14 protein-coding genes and 1 other annotated feature are annotated in these 16,689 nt (G+C 60.7%); of the genes, 13 read left to right on the forward strand and 1 reads right to left on the reverse strand.

Translation table 11 applies throughout. The annotated features are described in order from the left end of the window. The first annotated feature begins 16 nt into the window (after positions 1-16). From FE782_RS05400 to leuS, 7 genes are all read left to right on the forward strand, one after another. Positions 17-910 carry a shikimate dehydrogenase gene (locus FE782_RS05400; protein WP_238392353.1) on the forward strand — a complete coding sequence of 298 codons (894 nt, stop codon included), beginning with the start codon at positions 17-19 and terminating at the stop codon, positions 908-910. Then, positions 907-1,515, forward strand: coding sequence for a nicotinate-nucleotide adenylyltransferase (locus tag FE782_RS05405; RefSeq protein ID WP_138193024.1), 609 nt, complete (start codon positions 907-909; stop codon positions 1,513-1,515). The genes FE782_RS05400 and FE782_RS05405 overlap by 4 nt, the downstream gene beginning before the upstream one ends. Then, positions 1,496-2,083 (forward strand): bis(5'-nucleosyl)-tetraphosphatase (symmetrical) YqeK, encoded by a 588-nt coding sequence (yqeK, locus tag FE782_RS05410; protein WP_439116418.1) that lies wholly within the window; start codon positions 1,496-1,498, stop codon positions 2,081-2,083. The genes FE782_RS05405 and yqeK overlap by 20 nt, the downstream gene beginning before the upstream one ends. Further along, positions 2,084-2,431, forward strand: a complete 348-nt coding sequence (gene rsfS / locus FE782_RS05415) for a ribosome silencing factor (RefSeq protein WP_138193025.1) — start codon at positions 2,084-2,086, stop codon at positions 2,429-2,431. Then, on the forward strand, positions 2,428-3,372 hold the full coding sequence (locus FE782_RS05420) for a CvfB family protein (RefSeq protein WP_138193026.1): 945 nt from the start codon (positions 2,428-2,430) through the stop codon (positions 3,370-3,372). The genes rsfS and FE782_RS05420 overlap by 4 nt, the downstream gene beginning before the upstream one ends. Beyond that, positions 3,369-4,169: a class I SAM-dependent DNA methyltransferase gene (locus tag FE782_RS05425; protein WP_138193027.1), complete on the forward strand. Its 801-nt coding sequence runs from the start codon at positions 3,369-3,371 to the stop codon at positions 4,167-4,169. The genes FE782_RS05420 and FE782_RS05425 overlap by 4 nt, the downstream gene beginning before the upstream one ends. Positions 4,170-4,230: 61 nt before the next feature. After that, positions 4,231-4,451: a binding site (T-box leader), on the forward strand. A gap of 63 nt (positions 4,452-4,514) precedes the next feature. Next, a complete protein-coding gene (leuS, locus tag FE782_RS05430; RefSeq protein WP_138193028.1) occupies positions 4,515-6,959 on the forward strand; it encodes a leucine--tRNA ligase in 2,445 nt (814 codons plus the stop codon). Positions 6,960-6,962: 3 nt separating this feature from the next. On the opposite strand, the gene comER is transcribed toward leuS, so the two are convergent. Then, the gene (comER, locus tag FE782_RS05435) at positions 6,963-7,793 is read right to left on the reverse strand and encodes a late competence protein ComER (protein ID WP_138193029.1); all 831 of its coding nucleotides are present in this window, start codon (positions 7,791-7,793) and stop codon (positions 6,963-6,965) included. Between the two features lie 135 nt (positions 7,794-7,928). Between comER and FE782_RS05440 the strand changes: the two genes are divergently transcribed. The 6 genes from FE782_RS05440 (at position 7,929) to FE782_RS05465 (ending at position 16,639) form a co-directional block, all read left to right on the forward strand. Further along, positions 7,929-8,468: a ComEA family DNA-binding protein gene (locus tag FE782_RS05440; protein WP_202914477.1), complete on the forward strand. Its 540-nt coding sequence runs from the start codon at positions 7,929-7,931 to the stop codon at positions 8,466-8,468. A 68-nt stretch (positions 8,469-8,536) separates the two neighbouring features. Then, complete coding sequence (locus tag FE782_RS05445; protein ID WP_138193030.1) at positions 8,537-9,832, forward strand: homocysteine synthase; 1,296 nt, start codon at positions 8,537-8,539, stop codon at positions 9,830-9,832. Next, the gene (locus FE782_RS05450) at positions 9,829-10,338 is read left to right on the forward strand and encodes a deoxycytidylate deaminase (RefSeq protein WP_138193031.1); all 510 of its coding nucleotides are present in this window, start codon (positions 9,829-9,831) and stop codon (positions 10,336-10,338) included. The genes FE782_RS05445 and FE782_RS05450 overlap by 4 nt, the downstream gene beginning before the upstream one ends. 111 nt (positions 10,339-10,449) lie before the next feature. Next, a complete protein-coding gene (locus FE782_RS05455; RefSeq protein WP_158299265.1) occupies positions 10,450-12,987 on the forward strand; it encodes a DNA internalization-related competence protein ComEC/Rec2 in 2,538 nt (845 codons plus the stop codon). Positions 12,988-13,260: 273 nt separating this feature from the next. After that, positions 13,261-15,048: a sensor histidine kinase gene (locus tag FE782_RS05460; protein ID WP_238392354.1), complete on the forward strand. Its 1,788-nt coding sequence runs from the start codon at positions 13,261-13,263 to the stop codon at positions 15,046-15,048. Beyond that, positions 15,041-16,639: a response regulator gene (locus FE782_RS05465; RefSeq protein WP_138193033.1), complete on the forward strand. Its 1,599-nt coding sequence runs from the start codon at positions 15,041-15,043 to the stop codon at positions 16,637-16,639. The genes FE782_RS05460 and FE782_RS05465 overlap by 8 nt, the downstream gene beginning before the upstream one ends. Positions 16,640-16,689 lie beyond the last annotated feature (50 nt).

Consider the following 16,689-nt stretch of genomic DNA (forward strand, 5'->3'; position numbering starts at 1 on the left):
TAGGGGGAGACGGCGGTTGGAGAAAGAGCACATTACGCAAGGCTTGCGCGTCGACAGCTACACGGCGTTATACGGCGTGTTCGGCGATCCGGTCCGGCATTCGCGCTCGCCGATCATGCTCGGGCGCGCCTTCGCGGAGACGGGCACGAACGCGGCGTACGTCGCGTTCCATGTCAAGCCGGAGGCGCTCGGGGACGCGGTGCGCGGCGTTCGCTCTCTCGGTCTACGGGGCGTGAACGTCACGGTACCGCATAAGGTCGAGGTCATGCAGTATCTCGACGAGATCGACGAGACGGCGCGGGTCATCGGCGCCGTGAACACGATCGTCAACCGGGACGGCCGTCTCGTCGGCTACAATACGGACGGCATCGGCTATGTTCGTTCGCTTAAGGAAGAGACCGGCCGATCGCTTCGCGGCGCCCGCATTCTTCTGCTCGGCGCGGGCGGGGCGTCCCGCGGCGTCGGATACGCGCTCGCGAAGGAGGAACCCGCTCGTCTGATCGTGGCGAATCGGACCGAAGGCAAGGCGTCCGAGCTCGCACGCGAGCTCGGCGCCGTCGCGGATACGCAAGGAATCGGCTGGGAAGGAATCGACCATATTATAGGCAACGTGGATATTATCATCAATACGACGCCGATCGGCATGCATCCGAACACGGACGCGACGCCGATCGATCCCGCCTCGATCCGAAGCGGGACGGTCGTCAGCGATTTGATTTACAACCCGCTGAAGACGAAGCTGCTCGTCGAAGCGGAAGCGGCGGGACTCGTCGTCCACGGCGGTCTCGGCATGTTCGTCTATCAGGGCGCGTACGCGTTCGAGTATTGGACCGGCTTGCCGGCGCCGGTCGCGGCGATGCGCGAGGCGGTGCTCGAGACGTTCGAGCCGGCGGCGGGTAAAGGCGCATGAAGCGGCGCGTCGGACTGATGGGCGGCACGTTCGATCCCGTGCACGTCGGTCACTTGGTCGCCGCGGAGCGCGCGATCGAGGCCGGCGGTCTCGACGAGGTGCGCTTCATGCCGACGTTCCGCCCGCCGCATAAGTCTTCGCGCCTGGGCGGGACGCCGGAGGAACGGCGCGAGATGGTCGAGCTCGCGATTCAAGACAATCCGAGGTTCCGGCTCGAGACGATCGAGCTCGACCGCGGAGGCGTCTCGTATGCCGTCGAGACGGCGGCGGCGCTGTCGGCGCGCGAGCCGGATCGCGAGTTCGTCTGGATCGTCGGCGGCGATATGGTGCTGTATTTGCCCCAGTGGCACCGCATCGAGGACGTCGCGGCGCAGGTAACGTTCCTCGGCCTGACCCGTCCCGGGTATCCCGTCGCGATCGAGCAGCTGCCGCCGTATTTGCGGACGCGCGTGACGCTCGCGGACATGCCGGCGCTCGACGTGTCGTCGACGGACATCCGCGAGCGGCGCGAGCGGGGGCTGTCGATCCGGTACGTCGTGACGGAGCCGGTGCGCCGGTACATCGAGGAGAGGGGGCTCTACGTTCATGCGGATGAGCATCGATGAAGCTTGCGCGCTCGTGGAGCGGGAGATGCCCGCGAAGCGGTGGCGCCATACGCTGGGCGTCGTCGAATCGAGCGTCGCGCTCGCCGAGCGATTCGGCGCCGACGCGGAGAAGGCGCGGATCGCGGCGATTTTGCACGACGTCGCTAAGTTCTGGCCCGTGGAGAAGCAGCGCCAGGCGATTCTCGACGACGGCGACGCGGCCGGGCTCGATACCCTGCTCTTCGATAAGGAGCTGTGGCATTCGCATGCGGGAGCGTTCGTCGCGAGGCGCGATTTCGGCCTGGACGACGCCGAGTCGCTCGACGCGATTCGGTACCATACCTCGGGCCGCCCCGGCATGACGAAGCTCGAGAAGATCGTCTGCCTCGCCGATTACATCGAGCCGGGTCGAGACTTCCCCGGCGTCGACGCGCTGCGGAAGCTGTCCGAGAAGAGTCTCGAGGAGGCGCTCGTCGCCGGCTTCGACGGGACGCTCCGATTTTTGATCGAACAAGGCAAACGCATTTACCCGTTGACGGTACTGACCCGCAACGATTTATTGACCCAAATTCGACCTGGAGGTTTTTGAATGACCGTATCCCCTGACGCATTGCTCCAACTCGCGGTGGAAGCCGCGGAAGACAAGAAAGCTCTAAACATCGTCGCGCTCGACCTGACCGGCATCTCGCCGGTGGCCGATTATTACGTCATCTGCCACGGCAATTCGGATACTCAGGTGCAGTCGATCACGACGGAAATCCGCAAGAAAGCGGAGGAGGCGGGCGTGCGCGTGCGCGGCGTCGAAGGCTTCGATACCGCGCGCTGGGTGCTGCTCGACATCGGCGACGTCGTCGTGCACGTGTTCCACCGCGAAGAGCGCGAGTATTACAATATCGAGCGGCTGTGGTCGGACGCCAAGTCCGTCGAGCTCGCATGACGGGCAGGGACATCGTTCGCGTCGCGCCGCTCGCCTCGGGCACGGTGCAGACGCTTAAGGTTTCGGAAGAAAACGCCCACGGCTTCACGCTCACGAACGGCAAGCAGGACGTGCTGCTGCCGTTCCCGGAGGCGCTCGGACAGCCGCTGAAGCGAGGCGCTTCGGTCGAGGCGTATTTGTACCACGACAGCGAAGACCGAATGACCGCGACGCTTCGCGAGCCGTTGGCGCGGTTCGGCAAGGTGGCGCGGCTGAAGATCGCGGACATGAATCCGCGCTTGGGCTGGTTCCTGGATATCGGCTTGTCCCGGCACATGCTGCTGCCGCTGAAGGAGCTGCCCAGCGAGAAATCCGTATGGCCGCTCGTCGGCGACGAGGTGTACGTTCGCGTCGACCGCGACAAGGAGGGGCGTTTGCTCGCCCGCTCCGTGAAGGAGGCGGACCTCGCCCCTTACGCCTTCAAGGCGCCGGACGCGTGGCGCAACCGATGGATGGACGCGTGGGTATACCGTTCGCTGACGGCCGGCTCGCTCGTCGTCGTCGAAGGCGGGGTGCTCGGCTTCGGCGCGATCGGCTTCATTCCGTCGCACGATCGACCGCGGCCGCTGCGCATCGGCGAGAAGGTGAACGCCCGCGTGACGTTCGTTCGCGAGGACGGGCACGTCAATCTGTCGATGCGCAAGCAGAAAGAAGTCGGCCGCGGCGAAGACGCGGACAAGCTGCTCGCGGAGCTGCGGCGTCGGCCCGACGGCGCGATGCCGTACTCCGACGAGTCGCCCGCCGACGCGATCTCGAAGCGGTTCGGCATCAGCAAGTCGGCGTTCAAGCGGGCGATCGGCAAGCTATACAAGGACGGGTACATCGAGCAGAAGGGCAGCTGGACGCACCTGACCGAGAAGGGGAAGGCGCTCGCGTCTTCCGGAGACGAGGCGGAAGGATGACGAAGACGAACGAAGCGCCGCACGCCTCCGGAGGGCCGTACGGCGCTTTCGCTTATGTGTACGACCGTCTGATGGCGGACATGCCGTACGGCGAATGGCTCGGTTGGCTGGACGCGTATTGGTCCGCGCGCGGGGGAAGGCCGAGCGACGTCGTCGATCTCGGCTGCGGCACCGGCACGCTTGCGATCCCGCTCGCGCGGGAGGGCTCGCGCGTGACCGGCGTCGACTTGTCCGCCGATATGATCGAGGTCGCTCGGCGGAAGGAAGCCGCCGTTCGAAGCGAGCTGGCGGTGCCCGGCGAGCTGGAGTGGGTCGTCGGCGACATGCGGGAATGGCGCGCGCCGGCGCCCGTCGACGCGGTCGTCTCGCTGTGCGATTGCCTGAATTATTTGACGGAGGAAGCCGACGTCGCGCGGGCGTTCGGTTCGGCCTTCGCGGCGCTGAAGCCCGGCGGCGCGTTCCTGTTCGACATGCATCATCCGAATCAGCTCGACGCTTACATGGCGAACGAGCCGTTCTGCCACGACGACGAAGAGGCCTCCTACATATGGACGTGCGAGTTGGACGAGGAGACGTCGACGATCGCGCATCGGTTGACGTTCTTCGTGCGCGGCGCCGACGGCCGGTACGACCGCTCGGTCGAGACGCATCGTCAGCGCGTCTATTCGGAGGCGACGATCCGCAAGCTGCTTGCCGACGCGGGCTTCTCCGGGATCGAGACGTACGCCGACTTTACGTTCGACCCGATCGACGACGACGAGACGACGCGGATGTTTTTCGCGGCGACGAAGCGCTGAAGCCGCGTTCGGCTTGACTTCCGCCGCTTTTTCCGCGTATAATTTGGGAAATTGAACACTTTTTCGAGCAACGATAAGGATTAGTACCCGGGAACCCCGTACTTCAGAGAGCCGACGGTTGGTGGAAGTCGGCACGGCGGATCGGCGAACTCGCCTTGGAGCACCGCGGAAGAGAAATCCGCGGCGAAGCCCTCGCGTTAAGAGGTCAAGTGAACGGACCGAGGAAGCACCGCGGCCGTTAACTAGGGTGGTACCACGGGAGACAAAGCTCTCGTCCCTAGCGAATCTCGCTAGGGACGGGGGCTTTTTTTAACGATTTACGAATGGATCAGGAGGACGGTATTCATGACAGAGACGACGAAGCAATCGTCCGGGGGCTATTCCCCGCAGGCGATCGAACCGAAGTGGCAAGCGTATTGGGACGAACAAAAGACGTTCAAGGTGCTCGACGACCCGAACAAACCGAAATTTTACGCGCTCGATATGTTCCCGTACCCGTCCGGCGACGGCCTCCACGTCGGCCATCCGGAAGGCTATACGGCGACGGACATCGTGTCCCGGTTCAAGCGCATGCGCGGCTACGACGTGCTTCATCCGATGGGCTGGGACGCGTTCGGCCTGCCGGCGGAGCAGCACGCGCTGAACACCGGCAAGCATCCGCGGGAAATTACGTTCAAGAACATCGACAACTTCCGCCGCCAGATCAAGTCGCTGGGCTTCAGCTACGACTGGGACCGCGAATTCAGCACGACCGATCCGGAATATTACAAGTGGACGCAGTGGATTTTCATCCAGCTGTATAAGCGCGGCCTCGCATACGTCGCGGAGCTGCCGGTCAACTGGTGTCCGGCGCTCGGCACGGTGCTCGCGAACGAAGAAGTCATCGACGGCAAGAGCGAGCGCGGCGGCCATCCGGTCATCCGGAAGCCGATGCGCCAGTGGGTGCTCCGCATTACGGCATACGCCGAGCGGCTGCTCGAGGATCTGGAGGAGCTCGACTGGTCGGAGAGCATCAAGGATATGCAGCGCAACTGGATCGGCAAGTCGACCGGCGCGGAGGTGCGCTTCGCGGTCGACGGGACGGACGAATCGCTCGTCGTGTTCACGACGCGGCCGGATACGCTGTTCGGCGCGACGTATTGCGTCTTGGCGCCGGAGCACGAGCTCGTCGGCAAGATCGCGACGGACGCGCAGCGCTCCGCGGTAGAAGCGTATCAAGACGCGGCGTCCCGCAAGAGCGACCTCGAGCGGACCGATCTTGCGAAGGATAAATCCGGCGTGTTCACCGGCGCATACGCGATCAATCCGGTGAACGGCGCGAAGGTGCCGATCTGGATCGCCGATTACGTGCTGGCGGGCTACGGCACGGGCGCCATCATGGCGGTGCCCGGCCACGACCAACGCGACTGGGAATTCGCGAAGAAGTTCGACCTGCCGATCGTCGAAGTGGTGCAAGGCGGCGACGTAAGCGCGGAAGCGTACGCGGGCGACGGGGCGCACGTCAACTCCGATTTCTTGAACGGCTTGAACACGGCGGACGCCATTGCGGCTGTGACCGAATGGTTGGAGAAGAACGGCAAGGGCGAAAAGAAGGTCACCTACCGTCTTCGCGATTGGCTGTTCTCCCGCCAGCGGTATTGGGGCGAGCCGATTCCGATTCTTCACCTCGAGGACGGCACGATGAAGCCCGTTCCGGAATCGGAGCTTCCGCTGCTGCTGCCGGACGTCGACGAAATCAAGCCTTCCGGCACCGGCGAATCGCCGCTCGCGAACGTGACCGAATGGGTGAACACGATCGATCCGGAGACGGGCATGAAGGCGCGCCGCGAGACGAACACGATGCCGCAATGGGCGGGCAGCTGCTGGTACTACCTGCGCTTCATCGACCCGCGCAACGATCGGGAGCTGTGCTCCAAGGAAGCGCAAGAGCGCTGGCTGCCGGTAGACCTGTACATCGGCGGCGCCGAGCACGCGGTGCTCCACTTGTTGTACGCCCGCTTCTGGCATAAGGTGCTGTACGATATCGGCGTGGTATCGACGAAGGAGCCGTTCCAGAAGCTCGTCAATCAAGGGATGATTCTCGGCGACAACGGCGAGAAGATGAGCAAGTCGCGCGGCAACGTCATCAATCCGGACGACATCGTGCGGGAGTACGGCGCGGATACGCTGCGCATGTACGAGATGTTCATGGGGCCGCTCGAGCAGACGAAGCCGTGGAATACGAACGGCGTCGAAGGCGTCTATCGCTTCCTCAATCGGGTATGGCGGTTGTTCATGACCGAAGAAGGGACGCTCCAGCCGAAGATCAAGCCGGACGGCGGCACGGACGCGTTCAAGCGGACATGGCATCGCACGATCAAGAAGCTGACCGAGGATTACGAAGCGCTTCGATTCAATACGGCGATCTCTCAGATGATGATTTTCGTGAACGAGGCCTACAAGCAAGACGCGCTTCCGCTCGAGGGCATGAAGCATTTCGTTCAGCTGCTCTCCCCGATCGCCCCGCATATCGCGGAGGAGCTGTGGGAGAAGCTCGGCGGCGCCGGCTCGGTATCTTACGTGCCATGGCCGTCGTACGACGAGGCTTGGACGGTGGACGACGAAGTCGAAATCGTCGTTCAAGTGAACGGGAAGATCGTCGACCGCGCGAACGTGGCGGCCGACGCGGACGAGAAGGCGCTCGAAGCGCTCGCGACGTCCCTGGACAAAGTGAAAGAGGCGATGGCCGGGAAACAAGTCCGCAAGGTCATCGCCGTGAAAGGCAAGCTGGTGAATATCGTCGTCGGATAAGTTTTAGGATTGGGGGTTATAAAACAGGCCTTCCACCTTATCCAACTCTTCTTTGTATTTATGATGGGTCGTGCGGATGAGCCGCTCGAACGTGCCGTCCAAATCCAGCGACAGCATGCGAAGGCCTTCCGCCGTAATCCCGCCGGGGACGGTCACTCTCTCCCGAAGCGATTCGGGAGAGAATCCGCCAGCGGTCAGCAGCAATCCGGTTCCGAGCACCATCTCCGAGGCGAGCTTCGTCGCTTCCTCCTTCGAGATGCCCGTGTACGTCACGGCCGCTTGCACGAACTGCTCGACGAAGAACGCCAAGAACGCCGGCCCGCAGCTCGAAATATCCGAACTTATCCGCGTATACTCCTCAGACACGACCAACGGCTTCGACATGCGCTGCAAGAGCCGATCCAACGTTTCGATATCTTCCGCTTCCATGCGGCTTCCGTACATCGTTAGCGTCGCGCCGCTGCATACGTAATTCGTAATGCTCGGAATGATTTTCGCGATTTTGCAAGGAATATGCTCTTCCAGATGGCGAATCAGGACGGGGCTCGTAATCGATACTACCGTCTGGGCCGCGGTTACGTACGGCTTAATGTCGTCGATGACGTTCTTGAACTCCTTCGGCTTCACGCAGAGAAATATCATATCGGCGGCGAGCGCCACTTCCCGGTTGCTCGGCACGGCCTTCAGCCCCGTATAGACTTCGGCGAGCCGTTCCGCTTTCGCGAACGTGCGGTTCGTCGCGACGATTTGATCCGGCTTTAGCGCGTCCGTCTTAATCATAGACTCGATCAGGATGCTACCCATACTCCCGGTTCCGATAAATCCGACGTTCATCGTAATCCTCCTTCTGTTCCCGATGGCAAGCGTCGGCGTTACCGACGAGGGTGTCGTAGTTTGTAAACTATATGAATCGTACGCATTGTCTTATGCTTTCGGAATGAACGAATGCCCGTTTCGAGGTGAAAATCCATGAATGTCCATTACATTCGCATGGCCGGAGGGCTTGCTTCGGTCGGCGCCTTCTTATGGCTCGCCTCCGTCTTCGGCGGCGCCGGCGACTCGGACGCGTCGTCCTGGCGCGACATGAACGCGGAGGTCGAGGCTTGGCTGGACGGCGCGAGCGTCGAATCGCCGCCGACGACGAGCGTCGAGGCGTCTGAGAGCCCGCCCGCCCCGGCCGCCGCGGCGGATGCCGGCTCTCCCGCCGCGGCGGCGCCGGCCTCGCCGGCACGTACGACGGAGGAGTCGGCGCGCGCGGCGGTAGAGCCGCAAGCGCATGAGCGGAGCGCGGAGGGCGTCGTCGATATTAACCGCGCCACGCTGGAGGAGTTGGACGCGCTGCCCGGGATCGGCCGCGCCAAGGCGCAAGCCGTCATCGATTACCGGGAGTCGAACGGAGCGTTCGCGCGTCCGGAAGACGTCATGAACGTGAAAGGGATCGGACCCGCCATCTTCGCGAAAATCCGGCCGTCGATCGTCGCCGGGCCCGCCGCCGAAGATGGAAAATAATGCTTTCCTTCCGGCGTCCGATGTGCGAAAATTTCGATAGAACCTAACTTGTCCTGGGAGGGATTGTTTTGTCTAACGAGAAACGCCTGTCGCTCGATACGCTTGCCGTACACGCGGGGCAGGAGCTTGATCCGACCACGATGTCGCGCGCCGTCCCGTTGTATCAGACGACGTCGTACGGCTTCCGCGATACGGAGCACGCGGCGAACCTGTTCGCCTTGAAGGAATTCGGCAACATCTATTCTCGCATCATGAACCCGACGACCGACGTGTTCGAGAAGCGGGTCGCCGCCCTCGAGGGAGCGCCTGCGGCGTTGGCCGTCGCCTCGGGACAAGCCGCGATTACGTACTCGATTTTGAATATCGCCGGCGCGGGCGACGAGATCGTCTCGGCGTCCAGCCTCTACGGCGGAACCTATAACTTGTTCGCGAATACGCTAGCGAAGCTCGGCATCACGGTTCGCTTCGTCGACCCGACGAATCCCGAAGCGTTCCGCGCCGCAATTACCGACAAGACGAAGGCGCTGTACGTCGAATCGGTCGGCAATCCGCGCGGCGACGTCATGGACATTCGCGCCATCGCGGACATCGCGCACGCGAACGGCGTGCCCCTTATCGTCGACAATACGCTGCCGAGCCCGTACTTGCTGCGCCCGATCGAGCACGGGGCCGATATCGTCGTTCATTCGGCGACGAAATTCATCGGCGGCCACGGCACGTCGATCGGCGGCGTCATCGTCGACGGCGGCACGTTCGATTGGAAGGCGAGCGGCAAGTTCCCGGGCATGACCGAGCCGGATCCGAGCTACCACGGCGTCGTCTATACGGAAGCGGTCGGCCCGATCGCTTACATCATTAAAGCTCGCGTGCAGCTGCTGCGCGACATGGGCGCGGCGATGTCCCCGTTCAACGCGTTCATGCTGCTGCAAGGGCTCGAGACGCTGCACCTCCGCATGGAGCGTCACAGCGCCAACGCGGCGGCGGTCGCGAAGTATCTCGACGCCCACCCGGCGGTGGAGAGCGTCAACTACGCGGGTCTCGAGACGCATCCGTCGTACAAGCTCGCCCAGCGCTATATGCCGAAGGGCCAAGGCGCGATTCTGACGTTCGAGGTGAAGGGCGGCATCGAAGCCGGCAAGAAGCTGATCAACTCGGTGCGTCTGTTCTCGCATCTGGCGAACGTCGGCGATTCGAAGTCGTTGGTCATTCATCCGGCCAGCACGACGCACTCGCAGCTGGAAGGCGCGGAGCTGCTCTCGACCGGCGTTACGCCGGGGATGGTGCGGTTGTCGGTCGGCACCGAAGGCATCGACGACATTATCGCGGACCTCGACCAAGCGTTAGCGGCCAGCCAGCAATCATGAGGAAGGACTGGGACACCTACTTCCTGGATATCGCCTACATGGCCTCCACGCGGTCGCAGTGTTCCCGTCGCCATGTCGGCGCCGTTCTGGTGAAGGGCAAGAAGCTGCTCGGCACGGCGTATAACGGAGCGCCGATGGGCGTGCCGGACTGCTCGGAAGCCGGGTGCATGATCGTCGAAGAGTACGAGCTTGCGCCTGTGGACGGGGAAGAGAAGCTGGTGAAGAAGCAGCGCTGCGTAAGGACGATTCATGCGGAGCAAAATCTGTTGTTGTTCACGGACCTGCACGACCGCGACGGCGCGACGGTATACGTTACCGACCAACCGTGTTGGACGTGCGCGAATATGCTGGCGAACAGCGGAGTCAAGGAAATCGTATATCATCGCTCGTATCCGAAGGACGCCGAGAAGGTGGAGAAGCTGATGGATCAGCTTGGCATCCGGTTCCGCCGGTTGGAGCCGTATACGCCGCCTCCAGGCGTCCCGACGGAGCGGGTAACGTCGTAATCGAATCGTAAACTTAAGGGCATGAAGCACATGCGCCGTCTTCCGATCTTGGATCGGAGGCGGCGCTTTTTCGTGTACCGGCGTCGTTCGGCGGAAGGAGGAGAGGACAGGATGCACATTAGACGTCCGCTGTTATGGATTTGCGTCGGCTGGCTGGGAGGGATGACGATCGCCTCGCGTTTCGACGCGGGGTGGATCGCGTTCGGCGGACTGACGACGGCGTTATTCGTTCTGCTCTGGGCGGGAACGCACCATAGGAGAAACGTGCTGACCGCCTGCGCCGTCGCCGCCGCCTTCGCGATCGGCGGCGGATGGTTCGAGCGGTACGATGCGAGCAATACGACGGCGATTCCGTTCCCGGACAAGGCGGAAGAGGACGTCGTATTGTCCGGCGTCATCCGGACGAAGCCGGAGACGGACGGGGACCGGGCGACATTCGATTTGAAGGTCGAACGGATGACGGCGCGCGGCCAAACCGCGGCCTTGCCGAAAGAAGTCGTGAAGGTTTACGTATACTTCGAAACCGAAGAAGAACGCAACCGAGCGGCGGGGTGGGCGAGAGGCGACCGCGCGACGGTGACCGGCACGATTCGCCGGCCGCTGCCGGCCGTCAACTTCGGCGGCTTCGATTATCGGGAATATTTGAGACGCCAGCATATTCATTGGACGGCGACGGCGGAAGGGCTCGCGTCCGTGGAGCGCTTCGAAGCCGCGGATTGGTCCGTGCCTCGGGTCCTCTCCTACGTGGATCGCGTAAGGGACGGGATGGGCGCACGCATTGCGGCGGCGTACGACGAACCGGTCGCCGGGTTTATGAAGGGGCTCGTCCTCGGCATACGCGAAGATTTGGACCCGGCCAAGTACCAAGCGTTCTCGCAGGTCGGCCTGACGCATATTTTGGCGATCTCGGGGCTGAACGTGGCCATCTACGTCGGCGCGATCCTATGGCTGCTGGGGAGGCTGCCGCTTACGCGGGAGACGCGGCTCGTCGCGGCGATCGCCGCCGTTCCCGTCTACGTTCTGCTCACCGGGGCGTCCCCCTCCGTCGTACGGGCGGGCATTATGGCGATGATCGCCTTATATGCGGCGAGAAGGCGGCTGCTGAAGGACGGGATGAACGTACTGGCCGCCGCGGCGCTTGTCATGCTCGCATGGAATCCGTACTTCTTATACGACGTCAGCTTCCAGCTGTCGTTCGCGGTGACGGCAGGCATTATGCTCGGCACGCCGCTGATGAACCGGCTCGTTCGCATCGACCGGCCGGCGCTGCAGTCCGCCGTCTCGGTGACCGTGATCGCGCAATGCATCTCTTTTCCGCTCACCGTAGCTTACTTCAACGCATTTTCCGTCTTGTCGTTCCCGGCGAATTTCGTTATCGTGCCGTTATTCAGCCTGGGCATCATGCCGCTGGGCTCCATCGCGATGCTGCTTTCCTACCTATGGCCGGGAGGGGCGGGGGCGCTCGCCTACGTCGCCGAGCTGCTTACGTCGCTCAGCTTCAGGCTCGTGACGTGGATGTCCGGGTACGACGACGCCTCCTCGATCTGGGCCACGCCTCCGCTCTGGTGGATCGGCGTTTATTACGCGTCCTTGTTTACGCTGCTCGCGGCCGCGGCGGACAAGCTTCCCTTCGGCAATGGACGCGGCCCCGGCCTTGGCTTCGAAAGAGGCGTACTCGAACGGCTGACGGCTATTTTCCGGCGTCGGACCGTTCTCGTTCCGGCATGCGCCGCCGCGTATGCCGGAGCGCTGCTGTACGCTTACGCGCCGAACGCCTTCGACCGAACCGCCGTCGTCAGCTTCCTCGACGTCGGGCAAGGGGATGCAATTTATATCCGTACTCCGTACGGGAAACATATCGTGATCGACGGTGGCGGAACGGTCCGCTTCGGGAAGCCCGGCGAGGAGTGGAGACTTCGGAAGGACCCTTTCGAGGTCGGCGCGGACGTCGTCGTGCCGCTGCTGCGCAAGCGAGGCGTGCAGCGCATCGACGCATTACTCATGTCGCATGGGGATGCGGACCATATCGGTGGCTTGCGGGCGGTCGTCGATAGCATACCGGTGAAGCGCGTCTTCTTCAACGGCACGGCGAAGGAAGGGGAGACGAGCGAGGCGCTGTTTCGCGCGATCGTCGCGAAGCGAATTCCGTTAACCGCGGCGTACGAAGGAATGATCGTTCGGGCGGACCCTGCGACGGAGCTGCGCATCCTGTATCCGAAGCCGTCTGAAGGAACCGAACTCTTCGTCTTGGACGATCAGAACGAACGCTCCGTCGTCTTGTTAATGAAAGTATACGAGAAGACGTTCCTGTTCGCGGGCGATATCGGGGCGGCCGAGGAAGCGGCGATCGCCGAGGCGCTGCGAAGCGAACGAGCCGCGTTCCCCTCCTCTCCATCGGGCATCGACGTGTTGAAAGTCGCTCATCACGGGAGCAAGACGTCCACGACGGAAGCGTGGCTCGAGGCGACGAAGCCGAGCATCGCAGTCGTCTCCGCCGGGCGGAACAACGTCTATGGGCACCCTCATCCGACGGTGATGGAGCGGCTGCGAGAAGCTGGAATCGTGACGTTCCGGACGGATCGACATGGCGAGGTTCAGTTCCGAATTACGCCGGAAGGCTGGGAAGCGCGAACGAAGCTGACGCCGTAGGCGGCGAACGAGGGGGGAAGACGAATCAATACTGGATCCGGCTTTCCTACGGATGGGCGAGAACCAAAGTCGAAAACGGTCAAGTAAGAAGTCGAGATTGAGGCTTGCGCCGCCGCGGAAGCGGGACTACCATAGGGGGACTCGGCAATGCGCCGGATGTCGCGTCAAAAAAGGTTGTCGTCACCGAGTTCCGGAAGGGTTAGTATGAAGAAATAAATATACCTAAGAGTAACGGCAGTCCGGAAGGATTTTACTGATAGGGTGGGATCGGCGGTGATTTCGATTTCGAACCTCGTTCCGCTGGGGAAGCTGGCTCGAAGTACCATTCGCGTGAAGATGATGGCCAGCTTATTGCTCATCGTCGTTCCGTTAATCGGCTTTATTATCTATTCGAACGTGTACGCCATTGAAGTCGTCCGCCATCAAGTGGCGGAGTCCAACAAGGATCTATTAACGTTATACCGGGACCAACTCGACGGGAGGCTGAACGAAGTCGACAATTACTTGTTCGGCTTAATGTCGGATACGGATTTGTCGGACATGACGTTCCTTACGAGCCCGGACGAGCGCGTGTTTGCCGCCCATCGTTTAACGCTCGAGATTTCGAAAGCCATCATGCGTTTCCCCGTCATTGACGGCCTCTTCGTCTATTTACCCGCGGACGAGCGGTATTTGTACGCCTACAGGGACCGCTCCACGATGAACGATCGCATGAATATGAAAGCGCATATTACTCAGGAGGTTAGCCTGAGGCCGGTCCCCGACAAACAGAATCTCCGCAAGTGGTATATCACGAAACGAGGCGATCAAATCTATCTCGTTAGAGCGTTCATGCTGAACGACGCCTCGATCATCGGGGCGTGGATCAACGCGAATTCGTTTTTAACGCCTCTGGATTTGCTTGGAATCGGCGAAACGGGGGCGGCCGTATTGGGTGACGATGCAGGGAATGCGATCGTCAATCGAAACTTCGTGAAGGAGAACGACATTGAGATCCGCCCCGCCGCCTCTACCTTCTATTTGACCGGGGAAGACGAGCGGTTTTTGGCGGTGGGGGAACCGTCGGGCGAAGGCGAGTTCGGCCTTTACGCATTTATCCCGGAGGATCAAATTTTACAGCATCTGCCGACGTTGAGAATCATATCGTTCCTGCTTCCGTTCGCTTCGGTTTTGATCCTGCTTCTGGGGTTCTTATTGCTTCGAAAGACGCTTCTCGTGCCGATCAATCGGCTTGTCCAGACGATGAATCGGATTCGTCAAGGGAACCTGGATATGCAGATCAAGCAATTTCCGACGTCGCACGAATTTCAGGTCGTGAACGATACATTCAATCACATGATGTCCGAGATCAAAGATTTGCGCATTAGCGTATATGAAGAGCAATTAAATAAACAGAAGGTGGAGCTCCAACATTTGCAGCTGCAAATCAAGCCTCATTTCTTTATCAATACATTAAACACGATGCATACGTTGGCGAGGATGAAGGACTTGGAACGAATGGAAGAGCTGTCGCTTTGTCTCGTGCGGTACTTCCGGTATATGTTCCAAAGCAACTTGAACTTCGTAACGTTAAGGGACGAGCTTCAGCACGTGCGCAATTACATGCGGATCCAGGAGCTGCGTTACCCCGACCAGATCGCGTTCGACTTCGAAGCGCCCGATTTCCTGCTTCGTACGCCGGTTCCGCCGCTGGTCGTTCATTCGTTCGTCGAGAACGCGGTAAAACACGGCGTTACGCTGGACGATCCGGTGAGAATCGAGGTTCGTCTCGAAATGATAGAAACGCCGCAAACCGTTTTGCTCATCCAGGTTCAGGATACGGGGCCGGGCTTTAAGCCGGGCGTCATCGAAAATTTGGAACGCGATAGGCGCGTCGTGGATGACGAAGGCGAGCATATCGGGATATGGAACGTAAAACAGCGCCTTAGACTGCTGTATGGAGAGCAGGCTTCGGTCGTCCTTCGCAACGCGGAGCCGAACGGCGCAGTCGTGCGGGTTACGCTGCCTTTGGCTCCCGATACGGGAACGACACTGATTCGGGGAGGTACGCATCATGATTAACCTGTTGATCGTGGACGACGAACGATTGTTAACGGACGCGCTGAAGATGGAGATCGATTGGGGAGCGCTCGGGATCGGTTCCGTGCATACGGCTTACAATTCCCGACAAGCGAAGGCCGTGTTCGAAAAGGAGACGATCGACCTTATGCTCTGCGACATCGAGATGCCGCAAGGCAGCGGACTCGAGCTGCTCGCTTGGGTAAGAGACAACCACCCGAGAACGGAATCGGTCTTTATGACGTGCCATGCGGAATTTAAACTCGCGCAACGGGCGATGCAGCTCGGCAGCTTCGATTATTTGCTGAAGCCGGTCCCCTACGATGAATTGTCCCGCGTCATCGGCCGCGCGGCGGACAAAATCAGAAAGGAAAATGAACGGAATCAGTACAGCCGAATCGGTCAATTCTGGTCCCGCCATCAGCCTTTGCTTGCCGAGCGTCTATGGCTTGATATTATCAAACAGGCGATCCCTGCGAACCCGACCGCCATTAAAAAGGAAGCCGAGGAGCGAAACATACCGTTCGACGAGCGGATGCGCCTTCTTCCGATTCTTCTGTGCGTCGATCGTTACCGCAAATCGTTATCGATCCGCGACGAAAAGATCATGGAATATGCATTGACGAACAGCGGAGAAGAGATGCTGAATGTAAAAGGGAACGGATTATTGATCAGGCTGGCGGATCGCAAGCTTCTGGCCCTAATGCCCGTGGAGCGAGACGAGGGGAGATGGCTTGAGGAATGTAAGGCGCGCTGCGAAGCGTTCGTCGCGTCTTGCCTGCAGTATTTTTACTGCGACTTATCTGTGTATATCGGAAGAGAGGTATACGGCCATGAGCTGAGCGAAATGGTGGATCGGCTGTTGGAGTGGGATAAGCGCAATGTGGCCGTGAGCAACAAGGTGTTTCTGTGGGAACGAAGGCGCGCTTCGCCCGAAGAAATCGCTCTCCCCGATATGAACGTATGGTCCGTCATGCTTAAAGAGGGACGAGGAGGTCAAGTCGTCAGCGAAGTGGAAGCGTTCCTGTCGGGCTTTATCGGATCGGAACGGATGGATGCGGAGAACTTGCACCGATTCCATCATAACCTGCTGCAGACGGTATTTTACGTTTTGAAGTTAAAGGGCATCGAAGGGCATCTCTTATTCGACGATACGGATTCCGTCGATCGATTCCAACGCGCGGTTCTTTCCGTCGAGGACATGATCGAATGGGCGAGGCATACCGTACACAAAGCCATGGAGTACATGGGGACCATACAGCATTCGCCGTCCGTTATTCGGCGCGTGGAACAATACATTTCGCAACGAATCGAAACGGAGAAGCTTACGAGGGAAGACGTCGCGAATCACGTATTTCTCAATGCGGACTACTTGGATCGGATCCTGAAGAAGGAATCGGGCTGCTCGGTGACGGAATTCATCGTTCGGAAACGGATGTTGTTGGCGCAACAATTGCTTGAAAGAACGAATTTGCCGGTCGGTACGATCGCCGGACAAGCGGGGTACTCCAATCTCGCCCACTTCTCCCGGAGATTTAAAAAATTCGCCGGCGTAAGTCCGCATGATTATCGGCTGCTGCGATCGAATCGGTGAACAGGATGGATCGATCGGCAGGCGAATCGGAACCTACAGGTTACGGGGGA

Origin of the sequence: Paenibacillus antri (assembly GCF_005765165.1) — a bacterium.
GTDB classification, from domain to species: domain Bacteria; phylum Bacillota; class Bacilli; order Paenibacillales; family YIM-B00363; genus Paenibacillus_AE; species Paenibacillus_AE antri.